Origin of the sequence: Mesorhizobium sp. 131-2-1 (genome assembly GCF_016756535.1) — a bacterium.
In the GTDB taxonomy this organism is placed as follows: domain Bacteria; phylum Pseudomonadota; class Alphaproteobacteria; order Rhizobiales; family Rhizobiaceae; genus Mesorhizobium.
On sequence record NZ_AP023247.1, the window covers coordinates 5,677,323 to 5,697,061 of the forward strand.

The following is a 19,739-nucleotide window of genomic DNA, read 5'->3' on the forward strand; positions in this document are numbered from 1 at the left end:
TTTAGAGAAAGAAATGAGTCTGCGCAATGGGTTGCGCGGTCGCACGGCTTACTTCGATTCCGGCGCTTGCTCCGGCGCGTCTGCGAGCCCGGCATCGAGTGAGCGCAAGGCGTCCATCAGCGCCGCGAAACGCTCTCGGCCGATGCGGGCGATGTAGCCGCGTTCGATCTCGAGCTTGATGCGGTCGCCGTCCTGCAAGGCGTCCAGCCCCTTGCGCGTGTAGCGCACCAGCTTACCGCGCCCGTCGCGCGGATCGGGCAGGCGCTCCAGCACGCCTTCCGCCTCCAGCCCGTCGAGAAGCTGCTGAATCGCCTGCTTGGAAATCGCCGCGCGCTCGATCAGCGCCGACTGGCGCGTGCCGTTGCGGGGGATATGGCCAAGCAACCCGGCGCGCGCTTCGCTGAACCAGCCATGCCCGGCCGCGCGCATGGCGGCAACGAATTCCGTCTGCCATGCGCGACTCGCCTGCCACAATCGCCAGCCGACATGATCGGGCAGCGTCACGGCCTTTTCGTCAAGCTCCTTGACCACTTGATCCAAACTCCATATAGTCAAGATACTTGACGATATCCATCCCGTCGAGGCATTTCGAAACGCGAACCCATGGATAGGGACAATGACGATACTGAACAGGGATACGCTGGCCATTATCATGGTCGGCACCACGCATGTCATCGACATGGGCGGCAAGAACGCCTTCATCCACTACGAAACCGACGATCGGGCGCATATGCTCTTGCCCGATGGCACCCGCTTCCACGGACTTTGGGCGCTGCTCGACGACGGCTACAAGGTTGCATGGACAGACGGTCCCACCGGTTCATGGAAACTCGATCACTCACGGGGGCGATCGACTATCTCGATGCAACCGGCGCCGCTCGCGGACGCATTTCACGCATCGATTTCGGCGATCCGCAGCACCTGGCCACCTGATCCGGAGCAGGCGTCAGGCGCCAAGCAGGCCCTCGCCGATCGCCTGCTCCAGCAGGCCGACCGCGCCGGCCAGCTTCTCGTCGATGACATGCAGATATTCGGTCCAGTCGCCGACGTGCCTGAGGTCGGCAGCGCCGTCGGAAATGCCGCGGAGCCCAATCAGCGGCACGCCGAACAGCTGGCAGGCGCGCAGGCAGGCGAAGGTCTCCATGTCGACCATGTCGGCGGCGATCGCATCATAGGCGGCGCCGGAGATGATCGCACCGCCGGTCGACAGCGACGCCTCCCTGATGCCGGGAACCCTTATCGGCAGGGGCACTGTGACCGGCAGGTCGAGAAACGGCGTCGCGCCCTTCTCGAATCCAAGAGGCGAGGCGTCGATGTCGCGATAGGCCACCGAAACCGCCTGGTAGATCTCCGCCTGCTCCAGCGTGCGGCTGCCGGCCGAGCCGAGCGAGACGACAAGATCCGGCAGCGCCTTCTCCACCTTCAGCCGGGCAAGCTCGGCGCCCAGCCTGACCCCGGCCTCGACCGGTCCGACGCCGGTCATCAGCGGAGTGAACAGCTTTCTGAGATGCGGGCCGTATTCGGCCTCGGCGGCCATGACGAAGAGAACGTCCCTGCCCGCAATCCGCACAGCGATTGCCATGGACTATCCTTCGATCCCGTCACGTCCGACGACCGTCATCATGGTGCCGGTCATGGTGGCGATCAGCTTGGCCTCGCCGTCGGCGGCGAAGGCGTAGGCCTGGCCGTCGGCGACGATGATGGTGCGGCCGGGCTTGGTCACCGAGCCGCGGAACAGGAAGCGCTCGCCCTTGCCCGGCGCGAGCAGATTGACCTTGAATTCGATCGTCAGCACGCTGGAATTCTGCGGCATCAGCGAGAAGGCGGCATAGCCGCAGGCCGAATCCAGCGCCGTCGAGATGACGCCGGCATGCAGGAAGCCGTGCTGCTGGGTGAGCGCCGCCGAATAGGGCATCTCGATCTCGATGATGCCGGGCGTCACCAGGGTCAGCTCGGCGCCGATGGTCGTCATCGCCTGTTGCCGGGCGAAGGATGTCCGGACGCGGTCCTCATAATCGGGAGCGGGTACGATCTTTGCTGCCATGGCCGTCGCCTTCATTTGCTGGGAAAGCTTATTGCAGAGGCACGCCGCGCAAGCAATCTTTTATGTTGCAGTGCAACAATGCCGGATCGCCGGCCTTAGCCCGCCCTGCGCAACGCGCAGACATAGAACCCGTCGGTGCCGCTAAGCGCCGGCGACAGCGAGATGCCGCCACCGGCGCCGATCCGCGCGGCGGCCTGATGGCCGGGAAAGCGGCCGTCCCAAAGCTTGCGGTGGTCAACGGGTGTGAAGTCGCCGTGGCGTGCGCGAAAATCGGTCACCTGCTCGCCGTTCTCGGCGTCGAACACCGAGCAGGTGATGTAGACCAGCAAGCCGCCGGGTTTGACGAAGCCCTTGGCTGTGTCGAGGATTTCCCTCTGTTCGCCCCGGCGCTGGTCGAGCTGTCTCTGCGTCAGCCGCCATTTGGCGTCGGGACGGCGCCGCCAAGTGCCGCTGCCGGTGCAGGGCGCGTCGACCAGCACGATATCCATGTGGTTTGAAAGCGGGGCCAGTTCGGCGGGCTTGCTGACAATCTGGATGTTGCGGTTTTCCGACCGCCGGATGCGATCGAAGATCGGCGCCAGCCGCGCCTTCTCGGCATCATGGGCGAACACCTGGCCACGATTGTCCATCTCGGCCGACAGCGCCAGCGTCTTGCCGCCGGCGCCGGCGCAATAGTCGAGCACCTGCATGCCGGCCTCGGCGCCGGCCAGTGTCGCGACGATCTGCGAACCCTCATCCTGGACCTCGAACCAGCCCTTCTGGAAGGCCGGTTCGGCCTGCACGTTGGGGTGCCTGCCGTCGCCATCGATCGGCGGGATGCGGATGCCTTGCGCGGCAATGTTCGCGGCGGCGGCGCCGGTGCCGTTGAGTTCGGCCAGAACCTTGCCACGGTCGGCTTGCAGCGTGTTGACCCTGAGGTCGAGCGGCGGGCGGGCGGCGAGCGCCGATCCTTCCGCGACCCAGGCGTCGCCGAAAGCCTGCCCGAACAGCGGCACGCACCAGTCGGGAATATCGGCCCGCACCGCGTCCGGCGCATCGGCCGGCTGGCGCCCAGCGGCGGCCTTCAGTTCGGTGTCGCTCAGGAGCGGCGGCGCGAACCGGTCGCCGTCCAGCGCATCGTTCAGCGACTGTGCCGTCTGGCCCCATTCGAGCAGCAAGGCGCCGAAGCCGATGGCGCGCGGGGTGTCGTCGCCAAGCAGCCAGCCGGCGGAACGCTTGCGGCGCAGCGCGTCATAGACGATGTTGCCTATCGCCGCGCGGTCGCCGCCGCCGGCGAAACGATGCGACAGGCCCCAGTCGCGCAACGCATCGGCCACAGGCCGGTGACGCCGGCCAATGTCCTCCAGAACTTCAATGGCCGCCGCCAGCCTTCCGCCCAGTCTCATTCCTGCTCCGTCAACCGTTGCTTTCAGTCCTGCTCTTAGAGCCTTTCCTGCTCCGATTGAAACAGTTCTGTTGCGATGAGGCCAAAACGGCCTGTCCAATGCCATCCCGCGTACGACAAACGGAACGCTTTTCGACGCAGTCGATCCTCAGCGGAAAACAAGAACAAATCAACCTGAACATGAAAGGTGTCTAATGTTTTGACTGGCGGATACAAGCAAGCCTACTGGATTAACCACTCAGCTTTCCAAGGTTTCCGGTTGCGAATACTCTTCCGACTGTGATTCGCGACGCAGGAAAGCGGATTTGCGGATCGATAGGAGGAGAGGGCAATGAAGACTTATCTCGCGGAAGTTCTAGGCACATTTCTGTTGGTGTTCATCGGCACGGCTTCTGTGGTCACGGGCGGTTTCGGCGGCGCGCTGCCGCTCGGCCAGGAAGGCATCGGCCTGGCGTTCGGCATCGGCCTCATCGCGGCGGCCTATGCGATCGGGCCGATCTCGGGCGCGCATCTCAATCCGGCCGTGACGCTTGGCGCCTTCCTCGCCGGCCGGCTGCCGGCAAAGGACGTCGTTCCCTACTGGATCGCGCAGATCATCGGCGCCATCCTCGCCTCGCTGGCGCTCTGGATCATCGTCTCCGGCCAGGTCGGCGGCCATACCGGCGGCTTCGGCGCCAATGGCTGGGACGAAGCGAAATGGGGCGTCAGCTCGGCTTTCCTGTGGGAGCTGATCGGAACCTTCACCTTCGTCACCGTGATCCTCGGTGTCACCGCCGAAAAGCACGCAACGGCTTTCGCCGGACTGGTGATCGGCCTGACGCTGGCCGGGCTGCACTTCGCCATCATCCCGGTCACCGGCACCTCGCTCAATCCGGCCCGCTCGATCGGTCCGGCACTGTTTTCGGGTGCCGCCGCGCTCAGCCAGCTCTGGCTGTTCATCGTCGCCCCGCTGATCGGCGGCGCCATCGCCGGCGTCGTCGCCAAGGCGCGCATCTTCGAAAAGGACTGATTGTTCGAAGATCGAATGCAAAAGGCGCGGGGCTGAGCCCCGCGCCTTTTTCTTGCAGTGAGCGCTCGTTCGAGGATCAGGCGATCTCGAAGCGGTCGAGGTTCATGACCTTGGTCCACGCCTTGACGAAATCCTTGACGAATTTGTCCTTGGCGTCGACCGAGCCGTAGACCTCGGAAAGCGCACGCAGCTGGGCGTGCGAGCCAAAGATCAGGTCGGCGCGGGTGCCGGTCCATTTGACCGCCTTGGTCTTGCGGTCGCGCGCCTCATAGATCTCGTCAGAGCCCGAAGCCGGGTCCCAGACCGTCGCCATGCTAAGCAGGTTGACGAAGAAGTCGTTGGTCAGCGTGCCCGGCCGGTCGGTGAACACGCCGTGCTTCGACTTGCCGGTGTTGGCGCCGAGCACCCTGAGACCGCCGACCAGCACCGTCATCTCCGGCGCCGTCAGCGTCAGCAGCTGCGCGCGGTCGACCAGCAGCGCCTCGACCGATAGCGGCAGCTTGCCCCTGGCGTAGTTGCGGAAACCATCGGCGACCGGCTCGAGCGCGGCGAAGGATTGGGCGTCCGTCTGTTCCTGCGAGGCGTCTGTGCGGCCCGGAGTGAACGGCACCTTGACGTCGTGGCCGCCATCCTTCGCCGCCTTCTCGACCGCGGCGACGCCGCCGAGCACGATCAGGTCGGCGAGCGAGACCTTCTTGCCGCCGGACTGCGCGGCATTGAACTCCTTCTGGATCGCTTCAAGCTTTGCCAGCACCGTCGACAGCTCGGCCGGCTGGTTGACTTCCCAGTCCTTCTGGGGGCTGAGCCGGATGCGGGCGCCATTGGCACCGCCGCGCTTGTCGGAGCCGCGGAAGGTCGACGCCGAGGCCCAGGCGGTCGAGACCAGTTCGGAGACCGACAGGCCAGAGGCCAGGATCTTGGCCTTCAACGCGGCGATATCCTGCTCGCTGACCAACTCATGGTCGATCGCCGGGACCGGGTCCTGCCAGATCAGCTCTTCCTTCGGCACAAGCGGGCCGAGATAGCGCACGACCGGGCCCATGTCGCGGTGGGTCAGCTTGAACCAGGCGCGGGCGAAGGCGTCGGCGAACTGCTCGGGATGCAGGTGGAACCGCCGCGAGATCTTCTCGTAGGCCGGGTCGAAACGCAGCGAGAGGTCGGTGGTGAGCATCGCCGGCGCGTGACGCTTCGAGGCGTTGTGCGCGTCCGGAACGGTGGCGGCGCCGGCGCCGCCCTTCGGCGTCCACTGATGGGCGCCCGCCGGGCTCTTCGTCAGCTCCCAATCGTAGTTGAAGAGGTTGTCGAAGAAGTTGTTACTCCATTTGGTCGGCGTCGTCGTCCAGGTGACCTCGAGGCCGGAGGTGATGGCGTCGCCGGCAATGCCGGTGGCGTATTTGCTCGACCAGCCGAGGCCTTGGGCCTCGATGCCGGCGCCTTCCGGCTCAGCGCCGACCAGCGAGGCATCGCCGGCGCCATGGGTCTTGCCGAAGGTGTGGCCGCCAGCGATCAACGCCACCGTCTCCTCGTCGTTCATGGCCATGCGGCGGAAGGTCTCGCGGATGTCGCGCGCCGCGGCCAAGGGATCCGGCTTGCCGTTCGGGCCTTCCGGATTGACGTAGATGAGGCCCATCTGCACGGCGCCGAGATGGCCGTGGAGCTCTCGGTCGCAGGAATAGCGCTCGTCGCCGAGCCACTTCGCCTCGGAACCCCAGTTCACGTCCTGCTCCGGCTCCCAGACGTCGGCGCGGCCGCCGGCAAAGCCGAAGGTCTTGAAGCCCATCGATTCCAGCGCGACGTTGCCGGCGAGGATCATCAGGTCGGCCCAGGAGATGCTGCGGCCATACTTCTGCTTGACCGGCCAGAGCAGGCGGCGCGCCTTGTCGAGATTGGCGTTGTCCGGCCAGCTGTTCAGCGGCGCGAAACGCTGCTGGCCGGCGCCGGCGCCGCCGCGGCCGTCACCGATGCGATAGGTGCCGGCGCTGTGCCAGGCCATGCGGATGAACAGCGGCCCGTAATGGCCGAAGTCGGCCGGCCACCAATCCTGCGAATCCGTCATCACATGGTGCAAGTCCTTGATCACCGCATCGAGATCAAGGCTCTTGAATTCCTTGGCGTAGTCGAAATCCTCGCCCATCGGGTCCGAGAGGTTCGACTGCTGGTGGAGCACGCCGAGGTCGAGCTGGTTCGGCCACCAGTCACGATTGGTCCGGCCGCCGGAGCCATGCGCCACGGGGCATTTGCCCGCGCTGTTGTCGTCGGTTTTCGCGTCCATCTTGCTCTCCGATTTTTGCCGAGATTTGATTTTTCACCAGGGGCGGCCAGCGGCCGCTCCAATCTGGAACGATTCCAGACTAGGCCGGCGAGACGATAAAGACAAATTGCCTTTCCTGTTTTTTCCGATAGGATTTTCTTATGATTGGCCTCACCGTCCGGCAGATGCAATATTTCGACGCGCTGGTGCAGACGCTGCATTTCGGCCGCGCCGCCAAGCTCGCCGGCGTCAGCCAGCCGGCGCTGTCCGCGCAGATCGCGGAGATGGAGCAGCGGCTGACCTGCCGTCTGTTCGAGCGCGGTGGCAAGACGGTGCGGATGACCGACGAGGCGCTGGCCCTGCAGCCACGCATCGAGCGCATCCTGGCCGACATACGTGACGTCGAGACGACGGCCCGGCGCGGCCGCCCCGCCATGGAAGGCCGCTTCCGGCTGGGCATCATCCCGACGGTCGCGCCCTATCTGCTGCCGCATGTGCTGCCGGAATTGCGAAAGCATTTCCCGGTCTTGCAACTCGAACTGCGCGAGGCGGTGACCGCATCCTTGGTCGAGGACGCGGCTTCCGGCCGGTTGGACGCCTTCATCGCCGCCCTGCCTTTGGAGCATCCGGGGCTCGTCACCGAGGAACTTTTCCCCGACCGTTTCTTTCTTGCCGTGCCATCAGGCGACCCGGCGTTCGCCTCACCGCCGGTGCCGCCGGAAAGCCCGGCGCTGGAAAGGCTGATGCTCCTGGAGGAAGGCCATTGCCTGCGCGAGCAGGCGCTGGCGGTGTGCGGCAATGTGCGACCGGTGGCGATGGCGAGCTACGGCGCCACCAGCCTGACGACGCTCTTGCAGATGGTGGCGCATGGGCTCGGCGTGACGCTGGTCCCGGAAATGGCGATGCGGCCGGCCAGCACCATCCCCGACCTCAAGATCGTGCCGTTCCAGGAGCCGATGCCGCAGCGCACGATCTGCCTCGCCTGGCGCCGCAACAAGGCGCGGCACGACGAATGCGTGGAGCTGGCGAAGATCGTTCGGGGGCTTGGCGAGGCCGTGCTGGCGGTGTGAGGAACTGATCAGGCCGCATGCCGAGCGGCGAGGTGACGGACTCACATCAACGTGATCGCCCAGGTGATCCTGTGGCGGACAATTCTGTTGAAGCATGGGCATATCCGTTGAAGCCGTCCGCCGCGACCATATAGGGTCGCTGAAAAGTCGCATAAGGGCCAGGGCATTGCCGACCGAAACGGCCCCTGCACCGGGCCAGGAACAACAATCGCGGATACCGCGCAGAAGTGCCTTTCGGGATGTCGCGATCGCGACCCTGATCGGGCTTGTCGCCCTTATCGTCTACAACGCAAACCTGCGGTCGATCCCGGCCGCCGATACATATGCGGCGCGATATTTGCCGTTCTCGATCCTGCGCGACCACAAGGTGGTGCTGGATTCCATCGTCAGGGAGGTCGCCCAAGGGCGCAAGCCACCAGAAGCTCAAGGGCAGGTTGAGACCGCGGCCTGGATGTTGAAAGGGCCGAGGGGCCACCTCGTCTCCCTCTACCCTGTTGCCGTCCCTGTCGTTGTCGCACCGCTATACCTTCCGGCAGTTCATTTCCTCTCGGCCAGGGGCTGGGAACCGCTGCTGTTCGACAAGGTTGCCCGGGTCATGGAGAAGCTCAGCGCCTCTCTCATGGCCGCGGGGTCGGTCATGCTGTTCTATCTGCTGCTGCGGCGCCGCTGCGAGACACGGACTGCCGTTCTTCTCACCGCCCTCTATGCTTTCGGCACGACAACATGGGTCATCAGCAGCCAGGCGCTCTGGATGCATGGGCTGGCTCAGCTCCTTGTCATCGCGACCATGCTGTTGCTGACCGGGCCGGTTACCGCGCTCCGCGCTGCGACAGCGGGTTTTCTCTGCGCGCTCATTGCCGTCAACCGCCAGCCCGATGCCATTCTGGCGGCAGGCCTCGGCCTCTATGGACTTTGGTGGGCGGGACGCAGGATCCCGCTCTACGTGGCTGCAGGGCTGGTCCCGGTGGGCCTGGTGGTTGCCTACAACCTCCATTTCGTCGGCAATATCGCCGGTGCCTATGCCTTGATCGATCCGCCGGACAAGTATAGCGACGGCGTTCTGACCGGCATTGCCGGCCTCCTGCTCAGCCCCACGCACGGGCTCTTCGTCTTTTCGCCCTTCCTGCTGTTTGTACCCTGCTTCCTGCGCCAGGTGCTGCGAGACCGGAGCATGCGCGGCCTGACCATGGCGACAGGTTGCGCCATGGTCGTCCAGGTGGTCCTCTATAGCATCATAGATTGGCGCCAAGGCATGTCCTTTGGGCCGCGTTGGCTCACGGATATGGTGCCGATGCTTGTCTGGATGCTGCCGCCAGTGCTGGCGGCATTGTCGCGATCGGGCCGGGTTGTGTTTGCACTCGCTGCCGTGGCGGCGGTCGCGATCGAGGTCGTCGGCGCATTCTGGTATCTCGGGGTGGCGGATGCGGTCGTGGTGGCGGCGCGCGGCCCCGACAGAATGCGGCCGGCATGGGACGTCAGCAACGCTCCCTTCATCGCCGAGCTGAAGCATCCGCCAGCGCCCATGGACCTCCTGACCCAGATGCGCGGCTATCTGGACGAAATCAGGGTCATAGAGGCGTCAGCGACAAGAGGCCAAGCGACCGAGCGCCGGATCGAGATCGTCGGATGGGCGCTCGCGGACGGGAAGACCCCGGTCGACGCCGTTGCCATGGTGGACGGCAACGGGATGGCCGGAACGGCCGAGTTCTTCGATCGCCCCGACGTGGTTCGCGCAATCGGCTCGACGAGCCCGGCTGGCTGGCGAATCTCGTTTCCTGCCGGCAAGCTCGCGCCGGGCGACCATGTGGTGAGCATCCTGGTGCACCCGTGGCAAGGCGGCGAACCGCGACTGCTGATGGAACGCACGTTCAACCTGGCACCGCCACCGACAAGCAAGCAACGCGCGGTTCAGGCACTTGCCGAGAGACAACAGGCGCCCGGCTACTGGCTGACGGACTTCACCAGCGGCACCGCCTTCGAGCGGACGCACCAGGAGCTGAACACCTACCTCAATGCCATCATGGTTGACGTCCTTGCGCCCATGGCGAACGAGGCCGGCATGCCGGATGTGCTGATGCGGGCGCGCCGATATCTGACAGACCAGATCGAACCGGGAGGCCTGGTCCGCTATCACGGGCGACCCGACGCGCCGACGATCGGCACGCTGGGCTGCGACATAACACCGGATGCCGACGACACGGCACTCGTCTGGCGCGTGGCGCCCAGCTCGGACAAGACGCTGCTGGCCCAGGCACTCGCCACCCTGGCGCAATATCGCAGGGCCGATGGTCTCTACAGGACCTGGCTCGCACCGACGGAGCGCTACCAATGCCTCGACCCGGGAAAGGATCCGAACCCCGCCGATCTCGGCATCCAGATGCATGTGTTCATGCTGCTCGCCAAGGAAGATCCACCCGCGGCAAAAGCACTGTGCGAGGCGATGACCCGGAAAGTGGCCGATGGCGACGTCTGGGTGTACTACGCCGATGCCCCGCCTCTGCTCATCCTGCGGCTCGCCGACCTGCGCAAGGCCGGCTGCGCGCTGCAGCTGCCATTGTCACGCCTGCGGACGACAGTTCCCGGGCAAGAGATTTGGGTGAGAGCCGTCCAGCTTCTGCAGCTTACCGAGGATGGCGCGGCCACGGCCGACACCCACCTGGAGGCAGCAGAACTTCTGGACAAGATCGCCGCCAATGATTTTTCCTTGCTTATGAGCACCCCTCCGCTCTTCTATCACAATGACCTCACCGCCTCGGTGCGGCGATTCTACTGGTCGCAAGAGCTAGGATATGCACTGTGGCTGAGGCTCGATTTCGAAAACCGATCCACGCAGACGAAAGCTGGCTGCCGCTCCGACAGCCCCCAGCAGCCATGCGGTGAAAAGTGAGGCGAATTCCAACCGAAACGGCCATTGCGACGCGTCCTCGGCTGGATTGGTCCGTACATCGGCTGTTGTCCTGCGTCCGCTTCGATGAAGTGTTGGCGCTTCAAGGCGCCCCGCTGCTTGGAGCAATCCTCTCAATCGGCACCCTGACGCCGGGCAACATGCTGCAGGTCGCCGCTCTCATGGGCGGCAATTTCTGCCTGGTGGCGCATGTCTTTGTGTTCAACGACTGGTCGGGGATCGAAGGCGACCTCAACAACCCTCGGCGTGCCTCTGCGACTTTTGCCGCCAGGGGATTGAACCGCACCGAAATCGGCTACCTGGCGCTGTCGCTTCTGGCGCTCAGCCTCCTGCTGTTCGGATTGGTCGGCGAGACAACGCTTCTGGTCGGGCTGGCGATTGCCGCGCTCAGCGCGCTCTACTCCGCGCCTCCCGTTCACTTCAAGGGCATACCTCTGTTCAGTTCGGCGCTCCATTTTGTAGGCGGAGCGCTGCACTTTCTGCTCGGCTACGCAACCTTCACGGCAATCGACGCACGCGGCCTCGCGATCAGCTGCTTCTTTGGGCTGGTGTTCACCGCAGGCCATTTCACGCATGAGACGCGCGATCACGAGAGCGATGTCCTCAACGGGATCCGGACCAACGCCGTGGCTTTCGGCAAGAGGCAGAGCTTCCTTGCCGGGCTTGCCCTGTTCACGGCAGCCTATGCCCTTTTGGTCGTGCTCGCGCTTTCCGGCCTTGTACCCTTCGTGCTCGTTCTGGCTGCGGCTCTCTACCCCCTGCATGTCCTGGCATCGCTGCGGGCCCTGCGCGAGGGCCTCACCTACGAAAGCCTGATCCGGCTTCAGGGGCGATATCGAGCGTTCTTTGCGATCATCGGAATAGCGATGCTCGCAGCGGCGCTTCTCGCCTAGGCCTGCCGCTCCCATGCTTTCCGTCATCGTTCCGGTCTTCAACGAAGTTGCGACGCTGCCGAGCGTGCTGTCAGTCATCAGCAGCGCGCTTCCCGGCATCGAGAAGGAGATCATCGTCGTCGATGACGGATCGACCGACGGAACCCGCGAGTTGCTGCGCAGGAATTTTCCGGACGGGCCTCGCTCGGCCTCCAGCATGGCGGTCGGCGCCGACGGAGATCTCGTCTTCACCGACGATGCGGTGGCTGCTCGGGTCACCGTGCGACCGCACTATCAGGAGCGCAACAGGGGAAAGGGCGCCGCCGTGAGGAGCGGGCTCGCGGCCGCCAGCGGGGATGTCATTGTCATTCAGGACGCGGACCTCGAATACGACCCCGCGGACTGGACCGTGATGTACGACCTGATCGCCAGGCGCAAGGTTGCCGACGTGGTTTACGGCTCGCGCTTCTACGGCCGGCCGCATCGATCCCTGTACTTCCACCACTATCTGGCGAACAGGTTCATCTCACTGATGTTCAACCTGCTCTACAACCAGACGCTCACCGACATCGAATGCTGCTACAAGATGTTCACGCGCGAGGTCAAAGACCGGCTGCGTCTCACCTGCGACGACTTTGGCTGCGAAATCCAGTTGAGCGCCCAGGTCGCACTCGCTCGCCGCTTGCGCATCTATGAAGTCGGCATCAGCTATTACGGCCGGACTTATGACGAGGGCAAGAAGATCGGCTGGCGCGACGGGATGAAGGCGCTCTGGTATCTGATCCGGTTCCGGATTTCTTCGTGACCCGGGCGGCCGTCCCGTCCCTGCATCTCACGGCACAAATATCAGAAATACATAGGTAAAAAACACCACGACGTGAACCATGCCGGTCAGGAATGTCGTCCTTTCGGTGCTGAAACTCACGTTGCAAACGAAAAGCGCCAGAACCATCAGGACCGCGTCAGCCGCCGGGAGCCCCAAGGTCAAGCCTCTTCCTGTCAGTAGGCTGGCGGCCGCGACGGCCGGTATCGTCAAGCCAATCGTGGCGCAGGCCGAGCCCATCGCGACGTTCAAGCCGCGCTGCAGCTCGTTGTTGAGGGAAGCTCTAACGGCCGAAATGGCCTCAGGCATCAGAACCAACCCCGCGATCATTGCCCCGACAATGCTGTCGGACTGGGCGACCTGGTAGGCAACCAGCGTATCCTCAACACTCGCGGCGACCTGCTCGGCAAGCATGACAATGCCGATCAGCCCGATGAACAGGAGCAAGGTGCTGGCGTAGATGCCTTCGCGAGGGGCCGTTGTGATCGAGACTTCGTGTGCCTGCCCTTCGATGAAATCGTCGCGGTGGCGGACCGTCTGCGCGAACACGAAAGCTGCGTAGAGCAGCACGGAAAGCACGCTGACAAAGCCAAGTTGGGCGGCCGAGAACGTGCCGGGATCCGTGGTCTGGGTGTAGGTCGGCAGGATGAGTGTCATCACCGTCAGCGCGATCAGAACCGCCAGATATGCGCTGGTCCCCTGGCGAACGATCGCCTGCTTGCGATGACGCCAGCCGCCAAACACGAGGCAGGCGCCGACAACGCCGGTGGATGTGATCATCACCGTCGAGAAGACGGACTCACGGGCAAGCGTCGGGTTGTTCTCGCCATGCAGCATCATGGAGACGATGATCGACACCTCGATTGCCGTCACCGCGAAAGTCAGCACCAGCGTGCCGTAAGGCTCGCCCACCCGCCGAGCCACCGCCTCGGCATGCTCGAGCACCACGAAAATGGTGATGAACATGATCGCGCTCGAGAGCGCCCCGATCAGGATCCTGACACCCGGCGAACCCGCGTCCACCGACAGCCCGCTGGCCCTCACCGCGACGGCCATCGCCAGGGCTGCCAAGGGCATCGCGTAGGACGTCACCGATCGTCCGAAACCAGTCATGAAAGCCCCCGAACGCCGGCGCGTTTCCGCGAACTTAGCGGAAAAGCGCGGCAGGAGCACCTCTCACAGGCATCCTTGCCCGCCAAGCGCACCATTCAAAACACGATTGAGGACTGGGCACCGTTTTGCGCATCGAATGTCTGAATGGCCTTGCGAACTGCCCCACAGAATCTTTCCAGAAGTTCCGGCTCGCTCCCCAGTCGACGGCGCAACGACAAGGGCACTCCATCTGTGCTCCTTTCCCCGTCAATCCTCGGTTGACGATGTTCAAATCCTGGACACCTGGAAAGGGATGGTTATCCTTTTTCGTCTGGAATTCGGCCTCCTGCAGACGCCAGGCTATCTCCGAAACCAACGCGGCGTCCTTGCCGCCCAGATAGACTGTCGAGGGATCGTCCCGATCCTGACGACCGTGGATGGCGACGACCGTGGACTTCGTCCGCAACAGTTCCAGCGCGGACTCCTCGTCAAAGTTCCTGGATGTTATGTGCAGCTCTCGGTTGCTTTCGGGCATGAGCCCTTCAAAGCAATACATATCGAGATCGCGCCCTGCTATCGTCTCGGTGATCAGCGAGGTGCGGGGCTCGATCTTGCCGCCATGCGGGGCCATGACGATCGCACTGCCGGTTCGCGCTCCGCGCCGGACGACTATGCGATAATCTATGTTTTCGGTTTTGGCGGCTTTCAGCGCCGCGAAATTCGGAAACTCGTTGTCCATGAATGCCGTTTCACGCCGTCTTCTGCACCACCAGGCCCAGTTCCTCGATCATCGCCTCGCGCATCAGGAATTTCTGCGGCTTGCCGGTCACCGTCATCGGCAGTTCGGTGCGGAAGCGGATATAGCGCGGCACCTTGTAGTGCGCGATCTGGCCGGCGCAGAAGGCCTTGATCTCCTCCGCGGTGGCGATCTGGCCGGGCTTCAGCACGATCCAGGCGCACAGCTCCTCGCCATATTTCTGATCGGGAATGCCGAACACCTGCACTTCCTTGACCTTGGGATGGCGGTAGAGGAACTCCTCGACCTCACGCGGATAGACGTTCTCGCCGCCACGGATGACCATGTCCTTGACCCGGCCGACGATGTTGCAATAGCCCTCGGCGTCGATGGTGGCGAGGTCGCCGGTGTGCATCCAGCCATCGGCGTCGATCGCCTCGCGGGTCTTTTCCGCGTCGTCCCAATAGCCCTTCATCACCGAATAGCCGCGCGTGCAGAGCTCCCCCGGCGCGCCGACCGCGACAGTGGCGCCGTCGGCATCGATGGCCTTGACCTCGACATGCGGGTGGATGCGACCGACGGTGGAGACGCGCTTTTCAAGCGGGTCGTCGACGCCGCTCTGGAACGACACCGGGCTGGTCTCGGTCATGCCGTAGGCGATGGTCACCTCGGACATATGCATCAGCGACACCACCTTCTTCATCACCTCGATCGGGCACGGCGAGCCGGCCATGATGCCGGTGCGCAGGCTGGAGAGATCGAAGGACGAAAAATCCGGATGGTCGAGCATGGCGACGAACATGGTCGGCACACCGTAGAGGCCGGTGCAGCGCTCCTGCGCCACGGCCTTGAGCGTCGCGCCGGCGTCAAAACCCTCGCCCGGGAAGACCATGGTGGCGCCCTTGGTGACGCAGCCCATCGTGCCCATCGACATGCCGAAGCAGTGATAGAGCGGCACTGGGATGCAGAGCCGGTCGTCGACGGTGAGCTTGATCGCCGAGGTGACGAAGTTGCCGTTGTTGACGATGTTCAAGTGGGTGAGCGTGGCGCCCTTCGGCGCGCCTGTCGTTCCGCTGGTGAACTGGATGTTGATCGCTTCGCCGGGCTTCAGCCCTTCGGAGATACGATCGAGGCTGTCGTGCTCGTCGCGCCCGGCCATGGCCAGCACGTCGCCGAAATTGAACATGCCGGGCGAATTGTCGTCGCCCATGCGAATGACGATCTTCAGCGCCGGCAGCTGCTTCGCCTTGAGCTTTCCGGGCGTCGCGGTGGCGATCTCCGGCGCCAGCGTCTCGACCATGCCGAGATAGTCGGACGTCTTGAAGCTTGCGGCCGTGACCAGCGCCTTGCAGCCGACCTTATTCAGCGCGTATTCCAGCTCGGTCAGCCGGTAGGCCGGGTTGATGTTGACCAGGATCAGCCCGATGCGTGCGGTGGCGAATTGCGTCACCAGCCATTCCCAGCGGTTGGGCGACCAGATGCCGACGCGGTCGCCCTTTTCGAGGCCGAGCGCCAGAAAGCCGGCGGCCAGCGCATCCACCGTGTCCGACAGCTCGCTCCAGGTGAAGCGCTTGTCCTGGCCGACGAAGACGGCGGCATCGAGCGTGCCGTATTTCGCGACAGTATCGGAAAACAGCGCGGGGATCGTCTGGTTAAGCAGCGGCAGCGAGCGATCGCCCGAGACATGCGCCCTGCCGTCGACCGGCGCGATGAAGGTGCCGCCACTGCCCGGCCCGCGAGCGCGCAGATGGGTGGCGTTCTGGAGCTCGTCGAGTTTGATCGCCATCGCCGTTTCCTCCCCGGACGGACCAAGCCTATCAGTCCACCGATGCAGAGGAAATCCGCTAATCGTACTGGGACTATTTGGCGATGGCGGCCATCCTTGCCGCGATATCGCCGAGCACCGCCTCGTCGGCCACCGCGCGGCTCTTCCTCGAAGCCACGAGACACGCCTGCGATCGCAAGACGACGCCATCGGCCAGCACCTTGAGGTGGTTGGCGCGCAGCGTCGAGCCGGTGGTGGTGATGTCGACTATGACATCGGCCAGCCCCTGCGCCGGCGCGCCCTCGGTGGCGCCGAGGCTCTCGACGATGCGATAGACCTGGATGCCGTGCTTGAGCGAGAAGAACTGCTGGGTGAGCCGCCAGTATTTGGTGGCGATCCTGAGCCGCCTGCCGTGGCGCTGGCGGAAATCGGCGGCGACGTCGTCGAGGTCGGCCATGGTCTCGACGTCGAGCCAGATGTCGGGCACCGCCACCACGACGTCGGCATGGCCGAAGCCGAGGCGTGCTACGATTTCGGCGCGCGCTTCCCAGTCGGCCAGGGTCTCGCGCAGCAGGTCCTCGCCGGTGATGCCGAGATCGACCGTGCCCTGGCCGATCTCGCCGGCGATTTCCGATGCCGACAGGAAGGCGACCTCGACGGCGTCCATGCCCTCGATGCGGGCGCGATACTTGCGCTCGTCGCCGGGCAGGCTGACGGCAAGGCCAGCCCTGGCCAGAACCTCCAGCGCCTGCTCCTTCAGCCGGCCTTTCGATGGCAGCGCGAGCGTGATCATTTGGCCTTCTCCCGCAGCGCCTCAATGCGGTCGAGCCAGACCGAGAAACCGACGCCGGGAATCGGCGTCTTCGCGCCGAGCAGCGTCAGCAGGCGGTCGTAACGGCCGCCGCCGGCCAGCGGCCTCTCGCCACCCCCGGCCGCGACCTCGAAAACGAGGCCGGTGTAATAGTCCAGCGGACGGCCGAAGGCGGCGTCATAGCGGATGCTGGCCATCGGCAGGCCGTGCGCTTCGATGGCGCCTGCGCGAGCGGCGAAATTGTCCAGCGCCGCGCCCAGCGAGAGACCGGCGCCAGCTGCGAAACTTTCGAGGGCCTGAGCCGCGCCATCGAGCGGCACGTCGATCGCCAGAAACCCTTTCAAGGCCGAGAACGCCTCGTCCGATAGCCGCACGCTGCGTAACTCGGCCTTCTCGATCAGCCGCCGGGCAATGTCGGAGGGCGAGCGCCCGGCCGATGCTGAGAGACCGGCTTCCTCCATGCCGCCGGCGATATGCGCGGCAAGACCCTCGACGTCGCCGTCGAGCACCAGCGTCGCGACCGGACCGGACAACTGGCTGTTGCGTGGCGGATTGGCGAGGTCGGCAAGCGCTGCCTCCAGCATCGTCGCCGAGCCGAAGGCGCGGGCAAGCCGCATGCGCCAGCCGCGCGGCAGGCCAAGTGCGGCGAGCACCGCCTCGAAAACGGTCTGGTCACCGAGCGTTATGGCCAGCACTTGGTCTGGCAGCGCCAGGCTGAGCAGCGCGTGCGCGTCGGCCAGCGAGCGGGCGTCGGCAGCGGCGGTGTCGCGGTCGCCAAGATCCTCGATGCCGGCCTGGAAGAACTCGTTGCCGCCCTCGCGGCGCTGTCGGAACACCTCGCCGAGGTAGGAATAGCGGCGCGGCGTGCCGGCCTGGCTGGCGATATGGTCGAGGCAGACCGGAATGGTGAATTCGGGCCTGAGACACAGCGTCTTTCCGGTCTCGCTCTCGGTGAGGAAGATACGGCGGCGCAGATCTTCGCCGGCCATGTCGAGGAAGGGGTCGGCCGGCTGCAGCACCGCCACCTCGACCGCATGCGTGTCGCGCGCGGCGAAGAGCTTCGTGATGTCGGCGGCGATGGCGGGGTAGCGGGAGGTCATGCGGCACCACCCTCCCTTCTCCCCTTGTGGGAGAAGGTGGATCGGCGCGTAGCGCCGAGACGGATGAGGGGTGATGGACGGAATGAGACGCTGGCGTTCCCTGGAACACCCCTCATCCGACCGAGCTTCGCTCGGCCACCTTCTCCCACAAGGGGAGAAGGGGAGGCCGGCGCCTTACCTGCCACGTGCGCGCTCCTCGGCCTGCGCCGCCAGTATCTTCCTGACCTCGCCGACCAGCTCGCTCTCCGCCACCGTCACCTGCGCTGGGCGGGCGGCGCGCCACTCGGCGTTGTCGGCGATCTCGGCCGACATGCGGGCGCCCTCGATCAGGTCCTTGATCTGCAGCTCGCCCCTGGCGCGCTCGTCGCCGCCCTGGATGATGGCGACCGGGCTGCCGCGGCGGTCGGCATATTTCAACTGCGCCTTCATGCCGGCGCCGCCGAGATACATTTCCGAGCGGATGCCGGCCGCGCGCAACCCTGCGACCATCTTCTGGTAGCGGCCGAGGCTTTCCGTATCCTTGTCCATCACCAGCACGACGACAGGGGCGATGACGTCGGAGATGTCGAGCTTGCCGAGGTTCTTCAGCGCCGTCATCAGGCGGGAGACGCCGATGGAAAAGCCGGTCGCCGGCACCGGCTCGCCGCGGAAGCGCGACACCAGCCCGTCATAGCGGCCACCGCCGCCGACCGAGCCGAAGCGCACGATCTGGCCATCCTCATTGGGAATTTCGGCCAGCAGCTCGGCCTCGAAGACGGGGCCCGTGTAATATTCGAGGCCGCGCACGACGGAAGGGTCGATCAATATCTTGGTTTCGTCATAGCCCGCGGCGGCGCAGAGCATCTGTATCTGATCAAGCTCGTCGCAGCCTTGCATAACAAGGGGGGTCTGTTCGAAGCCGCGACGCAGATTGTCGACGGTAACGCCGTTGGCAACTCCTCGGCTACCTGATCCCTGGGCCTTCCAACCGGTTATGTTCAACAGCTGGGCTATCTGGCTGTCAGACAGACCCGCGCCCTTCGTGAAGTCCCCCTCGCCTTCCTTGCCGCCGTCCCAGCGACCTTTCCCAAGCAAAAGTTGAATGTCTTCGAGTGCGAATTTGTCCAGCTTGTCGATCGCTCGCAAAACGGTCAGCCGGCGCCCGGCATTTTCATCGCCGCCAAGGCCGATCGCCTCCAGCACGCCGTCCATCACTTTGCGATTGTTGACCCGAATGACGTACTGGCCCTTAAGACCCAACTCCTCCATGACGTCGGCCATCATCATCGCCATTTCGGCATCCGCAACGGCCCCTGCCACGCCATTGGGCGTGCCGATCGTGTCGGCGTCGAACTGCATGAACTGGCGGAAGCGGCCGGGGCCGGGCTTCTCGTTGCGGAACACCCAGCCCGAGCGATAGCTGCGATAGGGCTTCGGCAGCTTGTCATAATTCTCTGCGACGAAGCGCGCTGTCGGCGCGGTGAGATCATAGCGCAGCGACAGCCACTGGTCGTCATCGTCCTGGAAGGAGAACACGCCTTCGTTCGGCCGGTCCTGGTCGGGCAGGAACTTGCCCAGCGCGTCGGTGTATTCGATCATCGGCTGGTCGACCGGCTCGAAGCCGTAGAGCTCATAGACGCCGCGAATGGTCGCCATCATCTTTTCGACGGCGCGGATGTCGTCGGCGCCGCGGTCGGCAAATCCGCGCGGCAGCCGCGCTTTCGTCTTTTCCGATTTGTCGGCCATGGATGGGGTCTTTTCGTTCGATAGATGCGGCTGGTTTCAGGCGCGCGTGTCCTAACCCATGCGGCTGGGAGCGGCAAGGGTTTGCACCTTCGCGGAAACAAACCGCGCCAAAAGGAAACAATTCCGCCATCAGCGCGGCATCGTGCCGACAC

At 64.6% G+C, this 19,739-nt stretch carries 17 protein-coding genes; 5 read left to right on the forward strand and 12 right to left on the reverse strand.

Features of this window, described 5'->3' with window-relative positions; genetic code table 11:
- Window positions 1–48: 48 nt before the first annotated feature.
- The 5 genes from JG743_RS27485 to JG743_RS27505 form a co-directional block, all read right to left on the reverse strand.
- Window positions 49–531: a MarR family winged helix-turn-helix transcriptional regulator gene (locus tag JG743_RS27485; RefSeq protein WP_202294816.1), complete on the reverse strand. Its 483-nt coding sequence runs from the start codon at window positions 529–531 to the stop codon at window positions 49–51.
- A complete protein-coding gene (locus tag JG743_RS27490) occupies window positions 515–730 on the reverse strand; it encodes a hypothetical protein (protein ID WP_202294819.1) in 216 nt (71 codons plus the stop codon). The genes JG743_RS27485 and JG743_RS27490 overlap by 17 nt, the downstream gene beginning before the upstream one ends.
- 216 nt (window positions 731–946) lie before the next feature.
- Window positions 947–1,582: a 5'-methylthioadenosine/S-adenosylhomocysteine nucleosidase gene (locus JG743_RS27495; RefSeq protein WP_202294822.1), complete on the reverse strand. Its 636-nt coding sequence runs from the start codon at window positions 1,580–1,582 to the stop codon at window positions 947–949.
- A gap of 3 nt (window positions 1,583–1,585) precedes the next feature.
- Window positions 1,586–2,044, reverse strand: a complete 459-nt coding sequence (locus JG743_RS27500; RefSeq protein ID WP_202294825.1) for a PaaI family thioesterase — start codon at window positions 2,042–2,044, stop codon at window positions 1,586–1,588.
- Window positions 2,045–2,139: 95 nt separating this feature from the next.
- Window positions 2,140–3,429, reverse strand: a complete 1,290-nt coding sequence (locus JG743_RS27505; protein WP_202294828.1) for an RsmB/NOP family class I SAM-dependent RNA methyltransferase — start codon at window positions 3,427–3,429, stop codon at window positions 2,140–2,142.
- 330 nt (window positions 3,430–3,759) lie between these two features.
- Between JG743_RS27505 and JG743_RS27510 the strand changes: the two genes are divergently transcribed.
- Window positions 3,760–4,437, forward strand: coding sequence for an MIP family channel protein (locus JG743_RS27510; protein ID WP_202294831.1), 678 nt, complete (start codon window positions 3,760–3,762; stop codon window positions 4,435–4,437).
- Window positions 4,438–4,513: 76 nt separating this feature from the next.
- Here the strand turns inward: JG743_RS27510 and katG are convergent, their stop codons facing one another.
- Window positions 4,514–6,709: a catalase/peroxidase HPI gene (katG, locus tag JG743_RS27515; protein WP_202294834.1), complete on the reverse strand. Its 2,196-nt coding sequence runs from the start codon at window positions 6,707–6,709 to the stop codon at window positions 4,514–4,516.
- Between the two features lie 140 nt (window positions 6,710–6,849).
- Here katG and JG743_RS27520 point away from each other — a divergent pair, with 140 nt between their 5' ends.
- The 4 genes from JG743_RS27520 to JG743_RS27535 all read left to right on the forward strand — a co-directional run bounded on the left by JG743_RS27520 (window position 6,850) and on the right by JG743_RS27535 (window position 12,340).
- Entirely contained in the window at window positions 6,850–7,758 is a 909-nt protein-coding gene (locus tag JG743_RS27520; protein ID WP_202294837.1) for a hydrogen peroxide-inducible genes activator, read from the forward strand.
- A gap of 166 nt (window positions 7,759–7,924) precedes the next feature.
- Complete coding sequence (locus tag JG743_RS27525; protein WP_202294840.1) at window positions 7,925–10,645, forward strand: hypothetical protein; 2,721 nt, start codon at window positions 7,925–7,927, stop codon at window positions 10,643–10,645.
- A 92-nt stretch (window positions 10,646–10,737) separates the two neighbouring features.
- Window positions 10,738–11,556 carry a UbiA family prenyltransferase gene (locus JG743_RS27530; RefSeq protein WP_202294843.1) on the forward strand — a complete coding sequence of 273 codons (819 nt, stop codon included), beginning with the start codon at window positions 10,738–10,740 and terminating at the stop codon, window positions 11,554–11,556.
- A 13-nt stretch (window positions 11,557–11,569) separates the two neighbouring features.
- Window positions 11,570–12,340, forward strand: coding sequence for a glycosyltransferase family 2 protein (locus tag JG743_RS27535; RefSeq protein WP_202294846.1), 771 nt, complete (start codon window positions 11,570–11,572; stop codon window positions 12,338–12,340).
- Window positions 12,341–12,367: 27 nt separating this feature from the next.
- On the opposite strand, the gene JG743_RS27540 is transcribed toward JG743_RS27535, so the two are convergent.
- The 6 genes from JG743_RS27540 to hisS form a co-directional block, all read right to left on the reverse strand.
- Window positions 12,368–13,531, reverse strand: a complete 1,164-nt coding sequence (locus JG743_RS27540) for a calcium:proton antiporter (RefSeq protein ID WP_244672931.1) — start codon at window positions 13,529–13,531, stop codon at window positions 12,368–12,370.
- Entirely contained in the window at window positions 13,506–14,189 is a 684-nt protein-coding gene (locus JG743_RS27545) for a poly-gamma-glutamate hydrolase family protein (protein WP_202294849.1), read from the reverse strand. Before JG743_RS27545 ends, JG743_RS27540 begins: the two co-directional genes overlap by 26 nt.
- Window positions 14,190–14,199: 10 nt before the next feature.
- On the reverse strand, window positions 14,200–15,972 hold the full coding sequence (locus JG743_RS27550; RefSeq protein ID WP_202294852.1) for an AMP-binding protein: 1,773 nt from the start codon (window positions 15,970–15,972) through the stop codon (window positions 14,200–14,202).
- A gap of 73 nt (window positions 15,973–16,045) precedes the next feature.
- Window positions 16,046–16,744, reverse strand: coding sequence for an ATP phosphoribosyltransferase (hisG, locus tag JG743_RS27555; RefSeq protein ID WP_202294855.1), 699 nt, complete (start codon window positions 16,742–16,744; stop codon window positions 16,046–16,048).
- Window positions 16,741–17,862, reverse strand: coding sequence for an ATP phosphoribosyltransferase regulatory subunit (locus JG743_RS27560; RefSeq protein ID WP_202294858.1), 1,122 nt, complete (start codon window positions 17,860–17,862; stop codon window positions 16,741–16,743). The genes hisG and JG743_RS27560 overlap by 4 nt, the downstream gene beginning before the upstream one ends.
- A 174-nt stretch (window positions 17,863–18,036) precedes the next feature.
- On the reverse strand, window positions 18,037–19,587 hold the full coding sequence (gene hisS, locus JG743_RS27565) for a histidine--tRNA ligase (RefSeq protein ID WP_202294861.1): 1,551 nt from the start codon (window positions 19,585–19,587) through the stop codon (window positions 18,037–18,039).
- Window positions 19,588–19,739 lie beyond the last annotated feature (152 nt).

Excerpts from the sequence above, each read along its gene's own strand:
- JG743_RS27535 (WP_202294846.1), top strand. The coding sequence starts at position 11,570 with ATGCTTTCCGTCATCGTTCCGGTCTTCAACGAAGTTGCGACGCTGCCG.
- JG743_RS27550 (WP_202294852.1), bottom strand. The coding sequence starts at position 15,972 with ATGGCGATCAAACTCGACGAGCTCCAGAACGCCACCCATCTGCGCGCT.
- katG (WP_202294834.1), bottom strand. The coding sequence starts at position 6,709 with ATGGACGCGAAAACCGACGACAACAGCGCGGGCAAATGCCCCGTGGCG.
- JG743_RS27505 (WP_202294828.1), bottom strand. The coding sequence starts at position 3,429 with ATGAGACTGGGCGGAAGGCTGGCGGCGGCCATTGAAGTTCTGGAGGAC.
- hisS (WP_202294861.1), bottom strand. The coding sequence starts at position 19,587 with ATGGCCGACAAATCGGAAAAGACGAAAGCGCGGCTGCCGCGCGGATTT.
- JG743_RS27490 (WP_202294819.1), bottom strand. The coding sequence starts at position 730 with ATGCGCCCGATCGTCGGTTTCGTAGTGGATGAAGGCGTTCTTGCCGCC.
- JG743_RS27520 (WP_202294837.1), top strand. The coding sequence starts at position 6,850 with ATGATTGGCCTCACCGTCCGGCAGATGCAATATTTCGACGCGCTGGTG.
- JG743_RS27510 (WP_202294831.1), top strand. The coding sequence starts at position 3,760 with ATGAAGACTTATCTCGCGGAAGTTCTAGGCACATTTCTGTTGGTGTTC.
- JG743_RS27495 (WP_202294822.1), bottom strand. The coding sequence starts at position 1,582 with ATGGCAATCGCTGTGCGGATTGCGGGCAGGGACGTTCTCTTCGTCATG.
- hisG (WP_202294855.1), bottom strand. The coding sequence starts at position 16,744 with ATGATCACGCTCGCGCTGCCATCGAAAGGCCGGCTGAAGGAGCAGGCG.
- JG743_RS27500 (WP_202294825.1), bottom strand. The coding sequence starts at position 2,044 with ATGGCAGCAAAGATCGTACCCGCTCCCGATTATGAGGACCGCGTCCGG.
- JG743_RS27545 (WP_202294849.1), bottom strand. The coding sequence starts at position 14,189 with ATGGACAACGAGTTTCCGAATTTCGCGGCGCTGAAAGCCGCCAAAACC.
- JG743_RS27560 (WP_202294858.1), bottom strand. The coding sequence starts at position 17,862 with ATGACCTCCCGCTACCCCGCCATCGCCGCCGACATCACGAAGCTCTTC.